Here is a 17,453-nt window from a genome sequence, read left to right on the forward strand (position 1 = left end):
GCCCGCTCCCCGTCCTGCGGCTCCGGACGCGGCTCGCGGAGGCGGCCCGGTCCTTGCGGCAGGGCGTGGCGGGGTTCCGGCGAAACATCACCTGAAAGCCTACGTGCCGGCGCGCGCGGGGCGATCGCCACCGCGCGCGCCGGTTTTCTTATCCGGGCAGCGGTCTGCCGAAAGATAGGCCGCGGCGCCGCCGTCAGCGCGGGCCGAGCATCCACCAGCCGCGCTTCTTGGGCTTGCGCGCCTCCGAGGGCTGTTCCTCGGCGCCCACCGGCTCCGGCTCCTTGGCAGGGGCGTCATGCGCCGCCGTCTCGGCGGCCGGAGCGGGCTCGGGCTCCGTCGGCTCGGCCGCGGGGGTGGGCTCGGGCGCTTCGGCGGTCTTTTTCTCCGCCACTGGAGCTTTCGGTGCCGTCTCCGGCGCCTCGACCGGCGCTGCGGGCGCTTCGGTTTTTGCGGGGGCCTCCGCCGGCGCGTCGTCCTGCGTCGGCGCTTCGGCCTGCGCTGGCGCCTCGGCCTGTGCGGGCACGTCCGCCTGCGCAGGGGCCTCTGCCGGCGCGGACGCCTCGGCTTGCGCGGGGGCGTCGCCCTCCGGTGCCGCGTCGGCGGCCTTGGCGCTGCGCGCGCGGCTGGGGCGCCGGCGGCGGGTGCGGGTCTTGGGCGCCGGGGCCTCCTCGGTGCCGCCGGTGTCCGCGCTCGGCTCGGACGCCGCCTCGGGGGCCGCGCTGTCGGAGGCCACCCTGTCCGGCGCCGCGCCCTCGGGCGCCGCCTCCAGCGGCTCGCCGGCCTCGGCCGGGCTCTGCGCGCCGGCGGCCTCGGAGAGGCTCTCCTCCTGTCCGGCCTGCGCCTGCGCGGGCTTCTTGCGCCGACGCCGCCGGCGCTTTTTCTTGGGCTTCGGCGCCTCCTCGCCCTCGGCGGCCTCGGCCGGGGCGGGGGCCTCCTCGGCCTCCGGCTCGGCGGCCTCCGGCGCGGCACTGGAGGCGGTGAGCGAGACCACGGGCACCGCCGCTTCGGGGACCGCGCGCGTCGCCTGCTTGAACTTCTCGAGGCTGTAGTCCGGGCTCACCAGCATCGGGTCGCCCTCCACGCGCACGGCGAGGCCGTAGCGCGCCTCGATCACCGCGATATGCTCGCGCTTCTGGTTCATGAGGTAGTTGGCGATGGCGACGGGCGCCTTGACCAGCACCTCGCGCGAGCGGCCGCGCACGCCCTCTTCCTCGATCTCGCGCAGGATGGCGAGCGCGAGGTTGTCGTCGGAGCGGATGAGGCCGGTGCCGTGGCAGGCCGGGCAGGGCTGCGTCGTCGCCTCGATCATGCCGGGGCGCAGGCGCTGGCGGCTCATCTCCAGCAGGCCGAAGCCCGAGATGCGGCCCACCTGGATGCGGGCGCGGTCGGTCTTGAGCTTGTCCTTGAGCTTCTTCTCGACGGCGGCGTTGTTCTTGCGCTCGTCCATGTCGATGAAGTCGATCACGATCAGCCCCGCGAGGTCGCGCAGGCGGAGCTGGCGCGCGATCTCCTCAGCGGCCTCGAGGTTGGTCTTGAGCGCCGTGTCCTCGATCGAGCCTTCCTTGGTGGCCTTGCCGGAGTTCACGTCGACGGCCACCAGCGCCTCGGTCACGCCGATCACGATGTAGCCGCCGGACTTGAGCTGCACCGTCGGGTTGAACATCGAGCCGAGGTAGCTCTCGACCTGGTAGCGCGCGAAGAGCGGAAGCGGGTCCTGGTAGTGCTTCACGTTCTTGGCGTGGGACGGCATGATCATCTTCATGAAATCCTTGGCGTTGCGGTAGCCCGCCTCGCCCTCGACAAGGACTTCGTCGATCTCGCGGTTGTAGAGGTCGCGGATCGACCGCTTGATGAGGTCGCCCTCCTCGTAGATCTTCGCCGGCGCGATAGACTGCAGCGTGAGCTCGCGGATCTGCTCCCAGAGGCGCTGCAGGTACTCGTAGTCGCGCTTGATCTCCGCGCGGGTGCGCTTGGCGCCCGCGGTGCGGATGATGAGGCCGGCGCCGCGCGGCACGTCGAGCTCGCCGGCGATCTCCTTGAGCTTCTTGCGGTCGGGCGCGTTGGTGATCTTGCGCGAGATGCCACCGCCGCGGGCGGTGTTCGGCATGAGCACGCAGTAGCGTCCGGCGAGGCTGAGGTAGGTGGTGAGCGCCGCGCCCTTGTTGCCGCGCTCCTCCTTGACGACCTGGACCAGCATGATCTGCCGGACCTTGATCACCTCCTGGATCTTGTAGCGGCGCGGGCGGGGCTTGCGCGGCGGGCGGATGTCCTCCTGATCGTCGATCTCCGAGACCGCCTCGATCGACTCGTCGCGTTCGGCGGCGTGATCGGCGGCGACGAAGGGCTTGTCCTCGTCCTCGCCGCCCGGCTGCGCGCCGTTGCCGCCCGTCTCGCCGTTGTTGCCCGTGTCGGTCGCGCCCGTGTCGGTCTCGCCCGTGTCCTCGGGCGCGGCGACCGGCGCCTCGCCGACGCGCTCCATGGGCGAGACTCCCTCCTCGCCCTCGGCGGGGTCGATCGTCTCCATCCCCTGGATGGCGGTGTCCGTGCTGGTCTCGGCGTCGCCGCTCTTCGCCGCGGCCGGCTTGGCGCGGCTGCGCGTGCGGGTCTTCTTCTTCGGCTTCTTCTCCTCGTCCGGCTCGTCGCGCGCGCGCTGCTCCTCGGCGTAGGCGCGCTCCTCCTCCATCAGCGCCTCGCGGTCGGCGACGGGGATCTGGTAATAGTCCGGATGGATTTCCGAGAAGGCGAGGAAGCCGTGCCGGTTGCCGCCGTAATCGACGAAGGCGGCCTGCAGCGAGGGTTCGACCCGCGTGACCTTGGCTAGGTAGATGTTGCCGGCGAGCTGGCGCTTGTTGACCGACTCGAAATCGAATTCCTCGACCTTGTTTCCGTCCACCACCACGACGCGGGTCTCCTCCGCGTGGGTGGCGTCGATGAGCATCTTCTTGGGCATGTCTTCCGTTCGCACGGCGGCCCGGTGCGCGCGCTACTTGGGCGCGGGGCGGGGCGGCCGTGTCTTGTCTGTGCGATGGGTGCGACGCGACAGATGGGCGTTGGTGCCGTCGATCCGGTCTCTTGAGCGGGTCGTCTGCGCGTCATCGCGGTTCCACTTCGACGTCCCGCGAGGGACATCCGTTGGGGCCCTCCGCGGCTGCGGTCGGGGCGATCGGGCCGGCGCGGGGCCGGGGCGGTCTGTTCCGGATCGTCGGGCCGGAGCGCCCTTGAGCGTCGGAAACAGAGAAACGTCCTGCGGCGGCGGCACGTCGGGCGCGCCGCGCCTCGGGGCACCATAGTGCGAGCATGGCGCGGAATACAATGCCAAAATGCGCGCGCTGGCCGGCCGCGGCGCCCCGGGCGCCCGGGTCAGAGGTAATCGGCGCGCTGCAGCCCGTATTTCGCCATCTTCTCGTTCAGCGTGCGGCGCGGCAGCGAGAGCTCCTCCATGACCGCCGCGACGGAGCCCTTGTGGCGGCGCATCGCGTTGTCGATCAGCATCCGCTCGAAGGCCTCGACGTATTCCTTGAGCGGCTTGCCCTCGGCGGTCATCACCGGGCGCATCTCCTCGTGGTCGTTCATCAGGAGCGACGCGAGGGAGCCCTGGCCGCGCCGCGCCTGAAGCACCGCGCGCTCGGCGAGGTTGATGAGCTGGCGCACGTTGCCGGGCCACGGCGCCTGCAGGAGTTGCGCGGCCTCCTGCGCGGTGACCTGCGGCGTCTCGCAGCCGTATTCCTCGGCGAACTGCTCGGTCAGCCGCGCGAAGAGCGTGAGCACGTCCTCGCCGCGGGCGCGCAGCGGCGGCACGACGATGCGGTGCGCGGCGAGGCGGTAGTAGAGGTCCGGGCGCAGCACCGTCTCGCAGGTCTCGCCCTCGTCCTGAAGGTTGGAGATGGCGACGACACGGGTTTCGGGGCGGATCTCGGGGCGCGCCTCGGGCGGCGTGCCCTCCTCGTCAAGCACGGACAATAGCCGCGCCTGCACGGCGTCGGGCAGCGTCTCGATGTCCTCGAGGACGAGCGTGCCGCCGCGCGCCTCCTCGATCGCGGGCAGCTGTCCCGCGCCCGCGTCGTCCGGCCCGAAGAGCCGGCGCATGAGCGCGTTCTCGTCCAGCGCCCCGCAGGACACGAGCACGAAGCGCCGGCCCGCCGAGCTGCCCACCGCGTGCAGGGCGTGCGCCACCAGCGTCTTGCCGGTGCCGGTCTCGCCCTCGATCAGCACGTGGCCGTCGGCCTGCCCGAGGTCGAGGATATCCTCGCGCAGGCGCTCCATCGCCGGGCTCGCGCCGATGAGCTTTTCCATGATGTGCCCGCCCTCGGCGAGGTCACGGCGCAGCGCGCGCGTGTCGAGCGTCAGCCGCCGCGCCGCCGAGGCGCGCTTGGCGAGATCGGTCATGCGCTCGGGGTCGAAGGGTTTCTCGAGAAAGTCGAAGGCGCCCATGCGCATCGCCTCCACGGCCATGGGCACGTCGCCGTGGCCGGTGATCATGATGACGGGCAGGGCGCTGTCGAGGCCCATGAGCTTCTTCAGGAACTGCATCCCGTCCATGCCGGGCATCCGGATGTCGGCGATCACGATGCCGGGATAGTCGGGGCCGATCGCGCGCAGCGCCGCCTCGGCGCTCTCGAAGGCCTCCGTGTCGAAGCCCGAGAGCGCCAGCCACTGGCTGATCGACTCGCGCATGTCGCGCTCGTCGTCGACGACGGCGATCTTGGTGGCCTTGGTCATGGCGCGTCACTCCGCTGCTCTTGTGTCTTCGGTCAGGATCGGCAGCTGCATCTCGAAGACGGCGCCGCCGCCCTCGGCGTTGCGCGCGGTGAGCCGCCCGCCGAGGTCGGAGACGATCCCCGACGAGATGGCGAGCCCGAGGCCCACGCCGTCGCCCGGCGCCTTGGTCGTGTAGAAGGGCTCGAAGAGCGCCGTCAGGTCCTCGATCCCCGCGCCGTTGTCGCGCACGGTCAGCACGGCCGTCTCGCCGCGGGCGAGCAGGATGTCGATCTCCGGCTCGGGCGCGGTCTTCACGGCGTCGAAGGCGTTGCGGATCAGGTTGACGATCACCTGCTCGATGCGCACGCGGTCGCCCATCACCATCACCGGCGCCTCGGGCAGGACGCGGTTGACCCGCACGCGCCCCTGCCGAAGCTGCGGCTCCATCATCGAGAGCGCCGAGGTCAGCGCCTCGGCGAGGTCCACGGGCGCCAGCGTCTCGGCGCCCTTGCCGGCGTAGGCCTTGAGCTGGCGCGTGATCGCGCCCATCCGCTCGATCAGCCCGTCGATGCGGTGAAAGGCGGTGGCCGCTTCCTCGGGCCGGTTGCGCCGCAGGAGAAGCCGCGCGCCGGCCAGATAGGTCTTCATCGCCGCGAGCGGCTGGTTCAGCTCGTGGCTCACCGCCGCCGACATCTCGCCCAGAACGGCGAGCTTGGAGCTCTGCTGTAGGCTCTGCTCGGCCACGGCGAGGGATTCCTGCATCCGCTCGCGCTCTGCGATTTCGCGCTGCAGCCGGGCGTTCAGGTCGCGGAGCTCGGCCGATTCCCGCTGAAAGAGCGCCATGCGCAGCGCCGTCTTGCGGCTGAGCAGGTAAAAGCCCCCAGCGAGCAGAATGGCGAAGGCCATGATCTCGAGCGCGAGCACCGCGTTCACCTGGTCGCGGACGCTCGCGTAGGTGGTGAAGCTCGCCATGCGCCAGCCGCGGAAGGGGATGCGCGTCTCCATCCGCATCACCGCCTGCCCCTCGAGATAGGCGTCGGCGGGGATGGTCGCCCAGTCCACCGCCTCCTGCACGGCGCGCCGGATCGCGGTGAGCGGCGGCTCGCGTTTCAGCGCCTCCGCCTCCGTCAGCCCGCGCCAGCGCGGCTCGGTCGAGAGCACGATGGTCCCTTCGCTGTCGGTGACGAGCACCGCGTCCGAGATGCCGGACCACGCCCGCTCGAATTTGGCGAGGTCCACCTCCACGAGGATCGCGCCGAGGGTGCCGGCCTGCCCCTCGACGCGCCGCGAATAGGTGAAGCGGTAGCCGCCCGCCTCCCGCGGGAGCGTGGTGAAGACCGTGCCGGAGGCGCGCAGCGCCTCGACGAAATAGGGCTGGGTCCGGTGCGTGGAGCCCAGCCGCGCGCGGTCGGTGGCCGCCACCGCGCGCCCCTCGCGGTCGAGCAGCATGAGCGAGGCCGCGCCGATCTCGTCCACGAAGCTCATCAGCCGCTGCGTGGACTGCGTGTAGTCGCCCGAGTTCAGTGCCCCGATCAGCGCCGGATCGCGCGCGAGGAGCTGCGGCACGATGGCGTTGCGGCGCAGTTCCGAGACGAGGTTGCCCGAGTAGAGCGCGAGCCGCACCTCCGCGCGGTTGCGCGTCGTCTCGGTGAAGCGCTCGGTCAGAAAGACGTTGGTGATCCAGACCACCGCGGCGGCGAGCGCGACCAGCGCGGCGAGGGCGATGCGCCCGCGCCAGCTCAGCGGCCCGCCGCGCCGCCAGATCTTCCGTCCCTGCTGTGCCGGGGCCTTCATGGGCGGAGGATACGCCCCGCCCCGCGCGCGAACAAGTCAGGCGTCGGCGAGCGCGCCGACGAGCGAGCGAAAGACCGCCTGCCCGTCGGTGCCGCCGTGCGCCGTGTCCACCGCGCGCTCGGGGTGCGGCATCAGGCCGAGGACGCGCCGGTTCTCCGAGAGGACGCCCGCGATGTCGCGCGCCGAGCCATTGGGGTTTTCCGCATAGGTGAAGGCGACGCGCCCCTCGCCCTCGAGGCGGTCGAGCTCCGCCTCGGAGGCGGCGTAGTTGCCGTCATGGTGCGCCACCGGCAGCGCGATCTCCTGCCCCGCGGAATAGCCCGACGTGAAGTCGCTCTCGGCGGTGCCCACGATCAGCACCTCGGTCCGGCAGAGGAAGGTGATCCCGGCGTTGCGCATCAGCGCCCCGGGCAGGAGGCGCATCTCGGTCAGCACCTGGAAGCCGTTGCAGATGCCGAGCGCGTAGCCCCCGCGCTCGGCGTGGCGCGCGACGGCGCCGCAGATCGGCGACTGCGCCGCGATCGCGCCGCAGCGCAGGTAGTCGCCGTAGGAAAAGCCCCCCGGCAGCGCCACGAGGTCGGTGCCCCCGGGCAGCTCGGTCTCCTTGTGCCAGACCATCTCCACCTGCGCGCCGGCGGCGCGCAGCGCCACGGCGACGTCGCGGTCGCAGTTGGAGCCGGGAAAGACGAGAACGGCGGCGCGCATGGGCGGTCTCCGGTTGGTGTGCGGCGGGTTTCGCCCGTCAGATACGCCGATCGCGCCGGTTTCGCCAGCCCTCCGCTGCGGCCGGGACGCCGGCGCCCCGCTGTCGTGCGCCGGGGCGCGCCCGCGCCGCCTCAGCCGGAGAAATCCGTCACCACCGCCACCCCCGGCGGGGCGGGGCGGTCGAAGGCGGCGAGCTCCGCGGTGACCTCCGAGAGCGCGACGCGCCGGGTCACGAGCGGCGAGAGATCCACGCGGCCCGCGGCGATCAGGTCCAGAAGCGGCGGATAGCGCCACGCGGGCATCCCGCGCGTGCCGTAGATGGCGAGCTGCCCGGAATAGACCACGTCCCAGGGCAGCGTCATCGTCGCGTGATCCCCGGCCGGCATGCCGACCTGCACCATGCGCCCGAGCTTGCGCAGCGACCGGAGCGCCGTGGCGGTCGTCTCCGCCGTGCCGAGCGCCTCGAGCGCGACATGCGCGCCGCCTCCGGTGATCTCGCGCACCGCCTCCGCGGCGTCCCCGGCGCGCGCGTCCACCACCGCGTCCGCGCCGAGGCGCCGGGCGAAGGCGAGCTTCTCGTCCACCACGTCCACCACGACCACCCGCGCGCCGAGCGCCCGCGCGAGCAGGAGCGCCGCGATGCCCACGCCGCCGCCGCCGATCACGGCGAGCCACTCGCCCGGCGCCAGCGCCGCGCGCCCCGTGAGCGCCTGCCAGGCGGTCGTCACCCGGCAGCCGAGCGCGGCGGCGAGATCGGGCGCCACGCCCGCGGGCAGCGCGGCGAGGTTGGCGTCGGCATGCGCCACCGCGACGTAGTCGGCGAAGGCCCCCGGCGCGGTGAAGCCCGGCAGCACCTGATGCGCGCAGGCCGTCTGATGCCCGGCGGCGCAGTCGGGACAGGCGCCGCAGGCGAGGATGAAGGGCGCGATCACCCGGTCGCCCGCGCGCCAGCGCGTCACCCCCGCGCCGGTCGCCACCACCTCGCCGCAGAACTCGTGCCCGGGGGTGTGGGGCAGGGCAACGTCCGGGTCCGCGCCCGTCCAGACGTGCCAGTCCGAGCGGCAGACGCCGCAGGCCAGTACGCGCACCACCACGCCGCCCGGCGGCGGCGTCGGATCGGGGGCCGAGACGAGCTCCAGCGGCGCGCGCCAGGCGGAGAGGCGCGCGGCGCGCATCACGCCATCTCGATCTCGTAGCGCTCGATCACGGTGTTCGCGAGCAGCGCCTCGCACATGCGCGCGACCTCGTCCCGCGTGGTGCCCTCGGCGAGGTCGAGCTCGATCACCTTGCCCTGCCGCACGCCCGCGACACCGGAAAAGCCGAGCGCGCCGAGCGCGTGGCGCACCGCCTCGCCCTGGGGGTCGAGCACCCCGTCCCTGAGCATCACCGTGACCCGTGCCTTCATCGCCCGCCCCGTTCCTTCGCCGTTCGGTCCTTGATCGAGAAATCCGCGCCCGCGCGCGGGCCTTCAGTTGATGAGATGCGGCTTGGTGCCCGCGGCGGCGTTCTTCGGCATCACGCCGAGCCGCCGCGCGACCTCGGTGTAGGCGTCCGAGAGATTGCCGAGGTCCTTGCGGAACACGTCCTTGTCGAGCCGCTGCCCGGTCTGGATGTCCCAGAGGCGGCAGGAATCGGGGCTGATCTCGTCGGCGACGATCAGGCGCTGGAAGTCGCCCTCGTAATGCCGCCCCACCTCGATCTTGAAGTCGACGAGGCGGATGCCCACCGCCGTCATCACGCCGGACAGGAAATCGTTCACCCGAAGCGCGAGGCTCACCATGTCGTCCATGTCCTGCTGGCTCGCCCAGCCGAAGGCGGCGATGTGCTCCTCGGTCACCAGCGGATCGCCGAGCGCGTCGTCCTTGTAGTAGTATTCGACGATCGGGCGGGGCAGGGGGGTGCCCTCCTCGATGCCGAGGCGCTTGGCCATGGAGCCGGCGGCGACGTTGCGCACCACCACCTCGATCGGGATGATCTCGCAGGCGCGCACGAGCTGCTCGCGCATGTTGAGCCGGCGGATGAAATGCGTCGGCACGCCCACCGCGTTGAGCCCGGTCATGAAGAACTCGGACAGGCGGTTGTTGAGCACGCCCTTGCCGTCGATGACGTCGTGCTTCTCGGCGTTGTAGGCGGTGGCGTCGTCCTTGAAGTACTGAACGAGGGTGCCGGGCTCGGGCCCTTCGTAGAGAATCTTCGCCTTGCCCTCGTAGATCTTGTTGCGCCGCGCCATCGGGACTCCATCGAAACGCGCCGGGGCACCCCCGGCGACAATGGCGTGGACATAGGGCATGCCGCCCCCCGCCGCAAGCGCGGCGACCCTTGCAGCGCGGGCGCCGGACGGGCATACCTGAGCGCGACGCGCGGGGCGCCCCGCGCAGGCATCCTGAGGACACGACCGATGAGCACCTTCGACGACCGCGAACACGCCTTCGAGGCGAAGTTCGCCCATGACGCCGAGATGCAGTTCAAGGCCGAGGCCCGCCGCAACAAGCTCCTGGGCCTCTGGGCGGCCGAGAAGCTGGGCAAGACCGGCGAGGAGGCCGAAGCCTACGCCCGCGAGGTGGTCAAGGCCGACTTCGAGGAGGCGGGCCACGAGGACGTGGTGCGCAAGGTGGCCGGCGACCTCGGCAACCTCGCCATGCCGGAAGAGATCCGCGCGAAGATGGCCGACCTGCTCGCCGTGGCCAAGGGCCAGCTGCTCGAGGAATCCTGAGCGCGGCGCCGTCCCGATCCGGCGGCGGCGCGACGTTGCTGCCCTGCGCGGAGTCCCCGATGACCGACCTTCTCAGCCGGCTGCTCGAGACGCGCGACTGGCTCCTCGCCGACGGCGCGACGGGCACCACGCTCTTCGAGATGGGGCTCTCCTCCGGCGACGCGCCCGAGCTCTGGAACGTCGAGCACCCGGACCGCATCCGCCGGCTCTACCGGGGCGCCGTGGACGCGGGCAGCGATCTGTTCCTCACCAATTCCTTCGGCGGCAACGCCTCGCGCCTGAAGCTCCACGCGGCCGAGACCCGGGTGCGCGAGCTCAACCGCGCCGCCGCCGAGATCGGGCGCGAGGTGGCCGACGCCGCCGGCCGCCCGGTGGTCGTCGCGGGCTCCGTCGGGCCGACCGGCGACATCATGGCGCCCGTCGGCAGCCTCAGCCACGCCGACGCCGTGGAGATGTTTCACGAGCAGGCCGAGGGGCTGAAGGAGGGCGGCGCAGACGTCCTCTGGCTCGAGACGATCGCGGCGCCCGAGGAATACCGCGCCGCCGCCGAGGCCTTCGCCCGCGCCGGGATGCCGTGGTGCGGCACCATGAGCTTCGACACCGCCGGGCGCACCATGATGGGCGTCACCGCCCCCGGCATGGTCGAGCTGGTCGAGGGGCTGCCCAATCCGCCGATCGCCTTCGGCGCGAACTGCGGCACCGGGGCGGCGGACCTCCTGCGCACGGTGCTCGGCTTCGCCGAGGCCGGCGCGACGCGCCCCGTGATCGCCAAGGGCAACGCCGGCATCCCGAAGTTCGTGGACGGCCACATCCACTACGACGGCACGCCCGCGCTGATGGCCGAGTACGCCGTGCTCGCCCGCGACGCCGGCGCGCGGATCATCGGCGGCTGCTGCGGGACGCAGCCCGCGCACCTCGCGCGCATGCGCGAGGCGCTTGAGACGCGTGCCAAAGGCCCGCCGCCCACCCTCGCCGAGATCACCGCCGCGCTGGGCGATTTCTCGTCAGCCTCCGACGGCACGGAGCCCGGCGCCGAGCCCGCGCCGCGGCGCCGCCGCAGCCGTCGCCGCGGCTGACCCCGGCGCTCGATCGACCGGGCAGAGCGGCCTTGCGGCCGCACGCTCTCTGGCACTTCGTGCGATCAGGGGGGAGCTGCCCCCCTCGGCCCTGTCGGGGCCTCACCCCCCGGAGTATTTACGCCAAGATGATGGACTGTGTGATGCTGACCTCCCCCATCATCTTGGTCCAAATACTCCGGGGGTGAATTGGCCGAAGGCCAAGAGGGGGCAGCGCCCCCTCCGCCCGTTCTCAGCGCGTGGCCCAGTCCCGGAGCGTCACGGCGAGGTCGCCGTACCCCGTGAAGCGCCGCTCGAAGGCGAGGCCGAGGCGTGCGGCGCACTCCCGCGCCTGCGCGGTCAGCGCCGGGTCGTCGGTCTGCGCCTGGTAGACGAGCTTTTCGTAGTGGCCGAAGTAGGCGTCGCGCAGCTCCGGGTGGCGGTCGAGACCGAGGGGGCGCCAGACGAAAGCGTCGAACTGCCGGACGAGGAAATCGGTCAGGTAGAAGGCGGTGAACTCGTCCTCGGCGCGGGCGGCGAAGGTCTCGGTGCCCTCGAAGAAGGCGTAGCAATGCGGCCCCCGCACCATCTCGACGCCGAGTTCGGCGCAGACGGCGGCGAGGCGCCCGCCGGTGCCGCAGTCGGCGTAGACGACGTGGACCGCCTCGTAGGCGTCGCGATGGCGCGTCACCGCCGCGCGCACCGCCTCCGGCAGGCGCTCGGGCGTGTTGTGCAGGATCGCCGGCAGGCAGTGCAGGTCGAGATGCGTCCAGCCGTTGGCGGCGCGCAGCGCGAGGATTTCGCGCGCGAGCGCGCCGCAGGCGATGAGCAGGACGCGCCCCGCGCGCGCGGGCGCGAGGCCCTCGTGCGTGAGCCTCTCCGGATCGGGCGCGCGCGGCGCGCTGGTCTCTCCCGGCGCCACCGCCGGGCCCTCAGCCGGCGGCGAGCTGGTTGTGGCGGCGCGCGACGAGCGTCTTGGCGGTCTCGACGGCCACGGCGGCGTCGCGGCAGTAGGCGTCGGCGCCGATGGCGCGGCCGAACTCCTCGTTGAGCGGCGCGCCGCCGACGAGCACGATGTAGTCGTCGCGCAGGCCCTTCTCGACCATCGCGTCGATGACGACCTTCATGTAGGGCATCGTCGTGGTCAGGAGCGCCGACATGCCGAGGATATCGGGCGCCTCGGTCTCGAGCGCCTCGAGGTAATTCTCGACCGGGTTGTTGATGCCGATGTCCACCACCTCGAAGCCCGCGCCCTCCATCATCATGGCGACGAGGTTCTTGCCGATGTCGTGGATGTCGCCCTTCACCGTGCCGATCACCATCTTGCCCATGCGGGGCGCGCCCGTCTCGGCGAGCAGCGGCTTGAGGATCGACATGCCGGCCTTCATCGCGTTGGCGGCGAGCAGCACCTCCGGCACGAAGAGGATGCCGTCGCGGAAGTCCTGCCCGACGACCGTCATGCCGCCGACGAGCGCCTCGGTCAGTATGCGATAGGGCGCCCAGCCGCGCTCGAGCAGGATGCCGACCCCCTCCTCGATCTCGTCCTTGAGACCGTCGTAGAGGTCGTCCCACATCTGCTGCACGAGCTCTTCGTCGTCGAGCTCCGCGAGAACGATGTCGTCGTCGTTTTCGGCCATGGCGCGCTCCCCTCGGATCCGGCGCGGATACCACTGCATGCATCCCGTGCGCCCGTGTCTGCGGCAAACGCGCCGGGCCGACTTGGCGTTTCGCGACACAAGCGGAGCCGAAGCCGACCTGTGCCGCGTTCCTGCGCCGCCTGTGATCGGATCGCCGCAGGCGTTGCGGGTGTTCGCTTTATGTTCTATATTGGCGCCATGGTGTTCGACCCGTCCCGCCCCCACCACGTCGACCCGGCGCGCCGGCGCGGGCGCGGCGCGGCGAGCGCGCGGCCCGGGCGCTTCGACGCGGTGCGCGAGGCGGTGGACGACGGCTGGGGCATGGCGGAGACGGACGCGCCGCCGCTGCGGACCATTGTGACCGAAGAGCGGGCGCGCAGCGCGATCGTTCGCAATACTTCCCCCGACGTGCCCTTCGACCGCGCGCTCAACCCCTATCGCGGCTGCGAGCACGGCTGCATCTACTGCTTCGCGCGGCCGACGCACGCCTATCTCGGCCACTCGCCCGGCCTCGACTTCGAGACGAAGCTCGTCGCGCGGCCGAACATCGCCGAGGTCCTCGCGCGGGAGCTCGCGCGGTCCCGCTACCGGCCTGCGCCGCTCGCTCTCGGCACGGCGACGGACCCCTATCAGCCGGTGGAGCGGGCGCGCGGCCTGACCCGCGCCTGTCTCGAGGTGCTGGAGGCGGCGGGCCACCCCGTGGGCGTGGTGACCAAGGGCACGCTGGTGGAGCGCGACGCCGACATCCTCGCGCGGATGGCGGCGCGCGGGATCGCGCGGGTCGCGATTTCGCTGACGACGCTCGACGCCGATCTCTCCCGGCGGATGGAGCCGCGCGGGCCCTCGCCCGCCCGCCGCCTCGCCACGATCCGGCGGCTCGCCGCGGCGGGCGTGGAGGTGCGCGTCATGCTCGCGCCGGTGGTGCCGGGGCTCACCGACCATGAGATTGACGCGATCCTCGAGGCCGCCGCCGGGGCGGGCGCGGTGGCGGCGAGCTGGGTGATGCTGCGCCTCCCGCGCGAGGTCGCGCCCCTCTGGCGGGAGTGGCTGGCCGAGCACCGCCCCGATCGCGCGGGCCGCGTCATGGCGCGCCTGCGCGAGATGCACGGCGGGCAGGACTACCGCGCCGACTGGGGCCGACGGATGCGCGGCGAAGGGGTCCATGCCGAGCTCACGGCGCAGCGCTTCGCCGCGGCGGCGCGGCGCGCGGGGCTCGCCGAGCGCCTGCCGCCGCTCCGCACGGACCGTTTCGCGCCGCTCACCGCGGGCCCTGCGCAGATGCGGCTTCTGTAGGCGGCCGGGGCGCCCGGCCGGCGTGAGGCCGGCGCGTGCACCCATCGGAGGGCACATGCCGGCGCGGCGACTGCGGGCGGCGCGGGGTCCGGCGGGTGAGGCCGGTGTGGCGCAGGACCGATTGGGTGGCTCGTCGGCAGGAGGGCGGCGCCCCGAGGGTAGCCGCGCCCGTGACGGCGGGCAGGCTGCGCCGTCGCGGACCCGAAGCCGCGCCTGCGCTCTCGCCAGAGGCGGCGCGGTGCGCTATCGCCGCGCCGTGCAAAGCGGAGGGCGCGGATGACGGACGGGGCGGACGATGTGATTCTGGCGCTGCAGCCGGCACCAGCGCGGCGCGTCGTGGGGACGGCCCTCGTCGGCGCGCTCGGGGCGATCGTGCTCTGGCTCGCGGTCGTCGCGCCGCCGGCCGCGCCGCTCTGGCACGGGTTCCTGCTCGGCTTCGGGGCGCTGGCGCTCTGGGGGGCCGCGCGTATCTGGCGCGCGACCGGGCAGGCGGTCGAGCTGACCGACGCAGGGTTGCGCGCGTCCGACGGCACGGTGATCGCCGCCTTCGACGAGATCGAGGCGATCGACCGTGGCATGTTCGCCTTCAAGCCGTCGAACGGGTTCCTGCTGAAGCTCTCGGCGCCGGCGTCGCGGGCGTGGCGGCCGGGGCTCTGGTGGCGCACGGGGCGCCGCGTCGGCATCGGCGGGCTGACGCCGCGCGGGCCGGCGCGGGCGATGGCCGACGCGATCCAGGTGCGCCTCGCCATGCGGCGCGGCTGAGGCTCAGCCCTCCCAGACGAGTTGCGGCGCGAAGCGGGGCCGGGTGTAGACGAAGGTGTCGAGCGTCATCGTCCCGAGGCCAACGTCCAGGAAGGGCGTGTAGCGCGAGAAGGTCTCGACGAGGATGATCTGCTCGTCGTCGACCATGATGGGCAGCACGTCCTCCCAGGTCTCCACCTCGTCGGCATCGAGCGCCGTGGCGCCCCCCCGCGCCTGCGACCAGCGCAGGTCGTAGACCTCGTCGTCGCCGTCCCAGCGGATCACGGAGACGCGCAGCCCGATGTTCTCCGCGGGAATGCCGCTCAGCGTGCTGAAGAGCGTGAGCGTGTTGTCCATGTAGGTGGGCGTGATCGCGTCGGTCTCGCGCGAGAGCATGTCGCCGACCGTGTAGGCGGCCTTCTCGCTCACGGAGTTTTCGCGGAACATGTCGAAGAAGACGAAGGTTCCGGCGAAGGCCCACAGAAGGACCGGGAACATGATCATCACCTCGACCGTCAGGCTCGCGGTTTCGCGCCGCGCGAAGCGCGCGAGGGGACGGCGGAGGATGCGGTGCAGGGCGCGTCTCATCGCGGCTCCTGAACGAAGGCCGAGGTCACGATGATCGAGACGTCGCCCGCCCCGTCGGTCTGCATGTAGTCGATCAGCCAGCTCGCGGGGGAGAGGGGCTGCACCTTCAGGCAGGCGCGCAGCAGCATCAGTTCGTTCGCGGTGCCCGGGGTGAACTCGCGGAGCGGGCGCGCTTCCTCGGAGCGGTCGGTGCAATCGGGCCGGGTCGGCAACGCGCGCCAGTCCCGCATGTCCGTGGGCCGCATTTCCAGCTGCAGGTTCTCGTCGCAGCCCGGCATGACGATCGCGTTTTCGCAGACCGCGGCCTTGATGTCGTCGTGCTGCGGCACCTCGCCGGTGCCGAGACGGATCTCGCGCACGGCGATGTCGAGGCCGCGTTCCAGCATGGCGTGGCGCATGGTCATCAGGCTGAGCTCGAAGGAGGCGTACATGAAGAAGAAGAGGAACGGGAACCAGATCACGAACTCGATCGTGGGGTTCCCGTCCTCGCGCCGGGCGAACCGGCCGAGCCGCTGCGCGCCGCGACGGATCATTGCGTCAGCCTCAGCTGGTTGATCTGGTGCGCGATGGCGTCGAAGGCGTCGGCGATCTCGAGGCCCTCGACGTTGAAGTAGTGCGACGGCGAGGAGGCGCAGGTGCGCATCTGGCGCTGTGCGTCGGACGGGGCCTCGAAGGCGATGGTGTAGACGGTCACGCCGTTGGCCTTCGCCAGATCGCACTGGTCGTAGAAGCTCTGCACGTTGGTCGATTCCCCGGTGATCTCCGTGCGTGCCTCGCCGGGCTGGTTCTGCAGCTCGACAGTGGCGTTCGTGACGTCGAGCGGGTCGCTCGGGCGGACCTGCGGGGTGATCTGCCCGTCGGTCATCAGGACGATCACCTTGCGCCAGCCCTCGGCGTTCCAGTCCGAAGGGCGGTCGTCGAAGCCGTCGGGCACCTGCCCGGCGGCGTTCAGCTGCGCGAAGGCCGGCCGCGTGGCGGGATCGAGCAGCGCCAGCGCCCATTTCATGGCGTAGTGCGTGCCGGTGCCGTCGTGCATGCGCATGTCGCCGATGAAGCCGTTCAGCGCTGCCGCGTCGTTCTGCGCGTACTGGATGCGGGTGTCGTCCTCCGGGCACCAGCCCCAGTCCATGACGTCCGCCGCGATCGGCCAGAACATGAAATGCGGGACCTGCGGCCGGCCGGCGGGCGGCAGGCCCAGGTCGTCGAAGTCGCCCGCGCGCATCTCGAGGCAGGAGGCCGGGTCCGGCATCGCCGCGGCGTCGAAATCGCTGTAGGCAAGCTCGAGGTCGGGCCCGCTGCCGGTGTTCTCGGTCGGCCCCGCGTCGGGACGCGGGCCGTTCTCGTCCGCGGCATAGGCGAAAAACGCGGCCTCCTTCTCTCCGCCGCGGATCGAGGCGCCCTGCGGCACCGTCGCCGAGTCGATTTCGGCGCTCCGGCGCGCCACGAAATCCGTGACCAGGCCGAAGAAGGCGTCGAGGTCGTTGCCGCGGTGGCTCGCCTGATCGGCGTCGGGAAAGCCGTCGACCTTGGCGGCGTAGTCGATGGCGCCGTCGCCGTCCCGGTCGTAGTGGAGGACGACGTTGGAGATGTCCTGCGGCCACTCGGGGAAGTAGTCTCCCCCGCTCGCGGCGTAGCGCTGCCCCGCGAGATAATCGAACATCACCCGCCCCGGGTTCGTCTGTCCGGCGTAGGGCACGACGTTGACCGAGGTGGTGCGCGCCGCGTCGTCCTCGAGCACCGTCGAGATGAAATCCTGCGCCGCGGGCTTCAGCCGGGCCATCCGCTCGGACCAGCGCATGGAGCCCGAAATATCGAGGACGAGCGAAATCTCGGTGTTGGGGATCACCTCCTCGGCGGTGCCGGAGGCCGGCGCGGTCAGCCGCTCGACGCCCGCGAGCTGCAGGAGGATCGGGTCGCTCTGCGTCACCGCCTGCGCCGACACCGTGCGGAAATTCAGCCCGCTCACCGGCTCGACCGCCAGAAGGTCGTCGCCGAGCCCTGCCTTGTCGAAATAATCCTGCACGACCGCCTCCGGGTCGAGCGTCTGATCGAGATCGGCCGCCGCCAGCACCGCGCGATCCAGCGTACCCTGAAGCTGGGTGCGCCGCATCTCGTTCATCATGAAGTCGATCCCGAGGCCCGCCATCATGAGCATCATCAGCACCATGAAGATGGACCAGATCGCCAGCGCGCCGTCCTCGCCGCGGCGGAACCGGCGCATCCGCCGCG

The 17,453-nt window shown here is 72.0% G+C and carries 16 protein-coding genes; 4 read left to right on the plus strand and 12 right to left on the minus strand.

Going from position 1 to position 17,453, the window contains the following annotated elements; genetic code table 11:
- Positions 1–193: 193 nt before the first annotated feature.
- From DRV84_RS11270 to purC, 7 genes are all read right to left on the minus strand, one after another.
- Positions 194–2,950 carry a ribonuclease E/G gene (locus tag DRV84_RS11270; protein WP_115980654.1) on the minus strand — a complete coding sequence of 919 codons (2,757 nt, stop codon included), beginning with the start codon at positions 2,948–2,950 and terminating at the stop codon, positions 194–196.
- A 410-nt stretch (positions 2,951–3,360) separates the two neighbouring features.
- Positions 3,361–4,719 (minus strand): sigma-54-dependent transcriptional regulator, encoded by a 1,359-nt coding sequence (locus tag DRV84_RS11275; RefSeq protein WP_115980657.1) that lies wholly within the window; start codon positions 4,717–4,719, stop codon positions 3,361–3,363.
- 6 nt (positions 4,720–4,725) lie between these two features.
- Complete coding sequence (locus DRV84_RS11280; protein WP_115980660.1) at positions 4,726–6,492, minus strand: sensor histidine kinase; 1,767 nt, start codon at positions 6,490–6,492, stop codon at positions 4,726–4,728.
- Positions 6,493–6,528: 36 nt separating this feature from the next.
- Positions 6,529–7,197 carry a phosphoribosylformylglycinamidine synthase subunit PurQ gene (gene purQ, locus DRV84_RS11285; RefSeq protein WP_115980662.1) on the minus strand — a complete coding sequence of 223 codons (669 nt, stop codon included), beginning with the start codon at positions 7,195–7,197 and terminating at the stop codon, positions 6,529–6,531.
- A gap of 131 nt (positions 7,198–7,328) precedes the next feature.
- Positions 7,329–8,372 carry a zinc-binding dehydrogenase gene (locus DRV84_RS11290; protein WP_115980665.1) on the minus strand — a complete coding sequence of 348 codons (1,044 nt, stop codon included), beginning with the start codon at positions 8,370–8,372 and terminating at the stop codon, positions 7,329–7,331.
- Complete coding sequence (purS, locus tag DRV84_RS11295; RefSeq protein ID WP_115980667.1) at positions 8,372–8,602, minus strand: phosphoribosylformylglycinamidine synthase subunit PurS; 231 nt, start codon at positions 8,600–8,602, stop codon at positions 8,372–8,374. The genes DRV84_RS11290 and purS overlap by 1 nt, the downstream gene beginning before the upstream one ends.
- A gap of 63 nt (positions 8,603–8,665) precedes the next feature.
- Positions 8,666–9,427 carry a phosphoribosylaminoimidazolesuccinocarboxamide synthase gene (gene purC / locus DRV84_RS11300; RefSeq protein WP_115980670.1) on the minus strand — a complete coding sequence of 254 codons (762 nt, stop codon included), beginning with the start codon at positions 9,425–9,427 and terminating at the stop codon, positions 8,666–8,668.
- 168 nt (positions 9,428–9,595) lie between these two features.
- On the opposite strand from purC, the gene DRV84_RS11305 reads away from it, so the two are divergent.
- Together DRV84_RS11305 and bmt are read left to right on the plus strand one after the other, a co-directional pair.
- Positions 9,596–9,910, plus strand: coding sequence for a DUF1476 domain-containing protein (locus DRV84_RS11305; protein WP_115980673.1), 315 nt, complete (start codon positions 9,596–9,598; stop codon positions 9,908–9,910).
- Positions 9,911–9,969: 59 nt separating this feature from the next.
- Positions 9,970–10,986 (plus strand): betaine--homocysteine S-methyltransferase, encoded by a 1,017-nt coding sequence (bmt, locus tag DRV84_RS11310; protein WP_115980676.1) that lies wholly within the window; start codon positions 9,970–9,972, stop codon positions 10,984–10,986.
- Between the two features lie 232 nt (positions 10,987–11,218).
- Here bmt and DRV84_RS11315 read toward each other — a convergent pair whose 3' ends face one another.
- On the minus strand, positions 11,219–11,887 hold the full coding sequence (locus DRV84_RS11315; RefSeq protein ID WP_115980679.1) for a DUF1638 domain-containing protein: 669 nt from the start codon (positions 11,885–11,887) through the stop codon (positions 11,219–11,221).
- 10 nt (positions 11,888–11,897) lie between these two features.
- Positions 11,898–12,602 carry a corrinoid protein gene (locus DRV84_RS11320; protein WP_115980682.1) on the minus strand — a complete coding sequence of 235 codons (705 nt, stop codon included), beginning with the start codon at positions 12,600–12,602 and terminating at the stop codon, positions 11,898–11,900.
- A gap of 198 nt (positions 12,603–12,800) precedes the next feature.
- Here DRV84_RS11320 and DRV84_RS11325 point away from each other — a divergent pair, with 198 nt between their 5' ends.
- The gene (locus DRV84_RS11325) at positions 12,801–13,895 is read left to right on the plus strand and encodes a PA0069 family radical SAM protein (protein ID WP_115980801.1); all 1,095 of its coding nucleotides are present in this window, start codon (positions 12,801–12,803) and stop codon (positions 13,893–13,895) included.
- Between the two features lie 276 nt (positions 13,896–14,171).
- Positions 14,172–14,657 (plus strand): hypothetical protein, encoded by a 486-nt coding sequence (locus tag DRV84_RS11330; RefSeq protein ID WP_115980685.1) that lies wholly within the window; start codon positions 14,172–14,174, stop codon positions 14,655–14,657.
- A 3-nt stretch (positions 14,658–14,660) separates the two neighbouring features.
- On the opposite strand, the gene DRV84_RS11335 is transcribed toward DRV84_RS11330, so the two are convergent.
- From DRV84_RS11335 to DRV84_RS11345, 3 genes are read right to left on the minus strand one after another with little or no spacing between them, the layout of a single operon-like run.
- Entirely contained in the window at positions 14,661–15,224 is a 564-nt protein-coding gene (locus tag DRV84_RS11335; protein WP_115980688.1) for a TadE/TadG family type IV pilus assembly protein, read from the minus strand.
- Positions 15,221–15,757 (minus strand): TadE/TadG family type IV pilus assembly protein, encoded by a 537-nt coding sequence (locus DRV84_RS11340; protein WP_115980690.1) that lies wholly within the window; start codon positions 15,755–15,757, stop codon positions 15,221–15,223. The genes DRV84_RS11335 and DRV84_RS11340 overlap by 4 nt, the downstream gene beginning before the upstream one ends.
- Positions 15,754–17,445: a TadE/TadG family type IV pilus assembly protein gene (locus DRV84_RS11345; RefSeq protein ID WP_158547801.1), complete on the minus strand. Its 1,692-nt coding sequence runs from the start codon at positions 17,443–17,445 to the stop codon at positions 15,754–15,756. The genes DRV84_RS11340 and DRV84_RS11345 overlap by 4 nt, the downstream gene beginning before the upstream one ends.
- Positions 17,446–17,453: the final 8 nt, after the last annotated feature.

The organism is Rhodosalinus sediminis (assembly GCF_003385555.1).
Lineage (GTDB): Bacteria > Pseudomonadota > Alphaproteobacteria > Rhodobacterales > Rhodobacteraceae > Rhodosalinus > Rhodosalinus sediminis.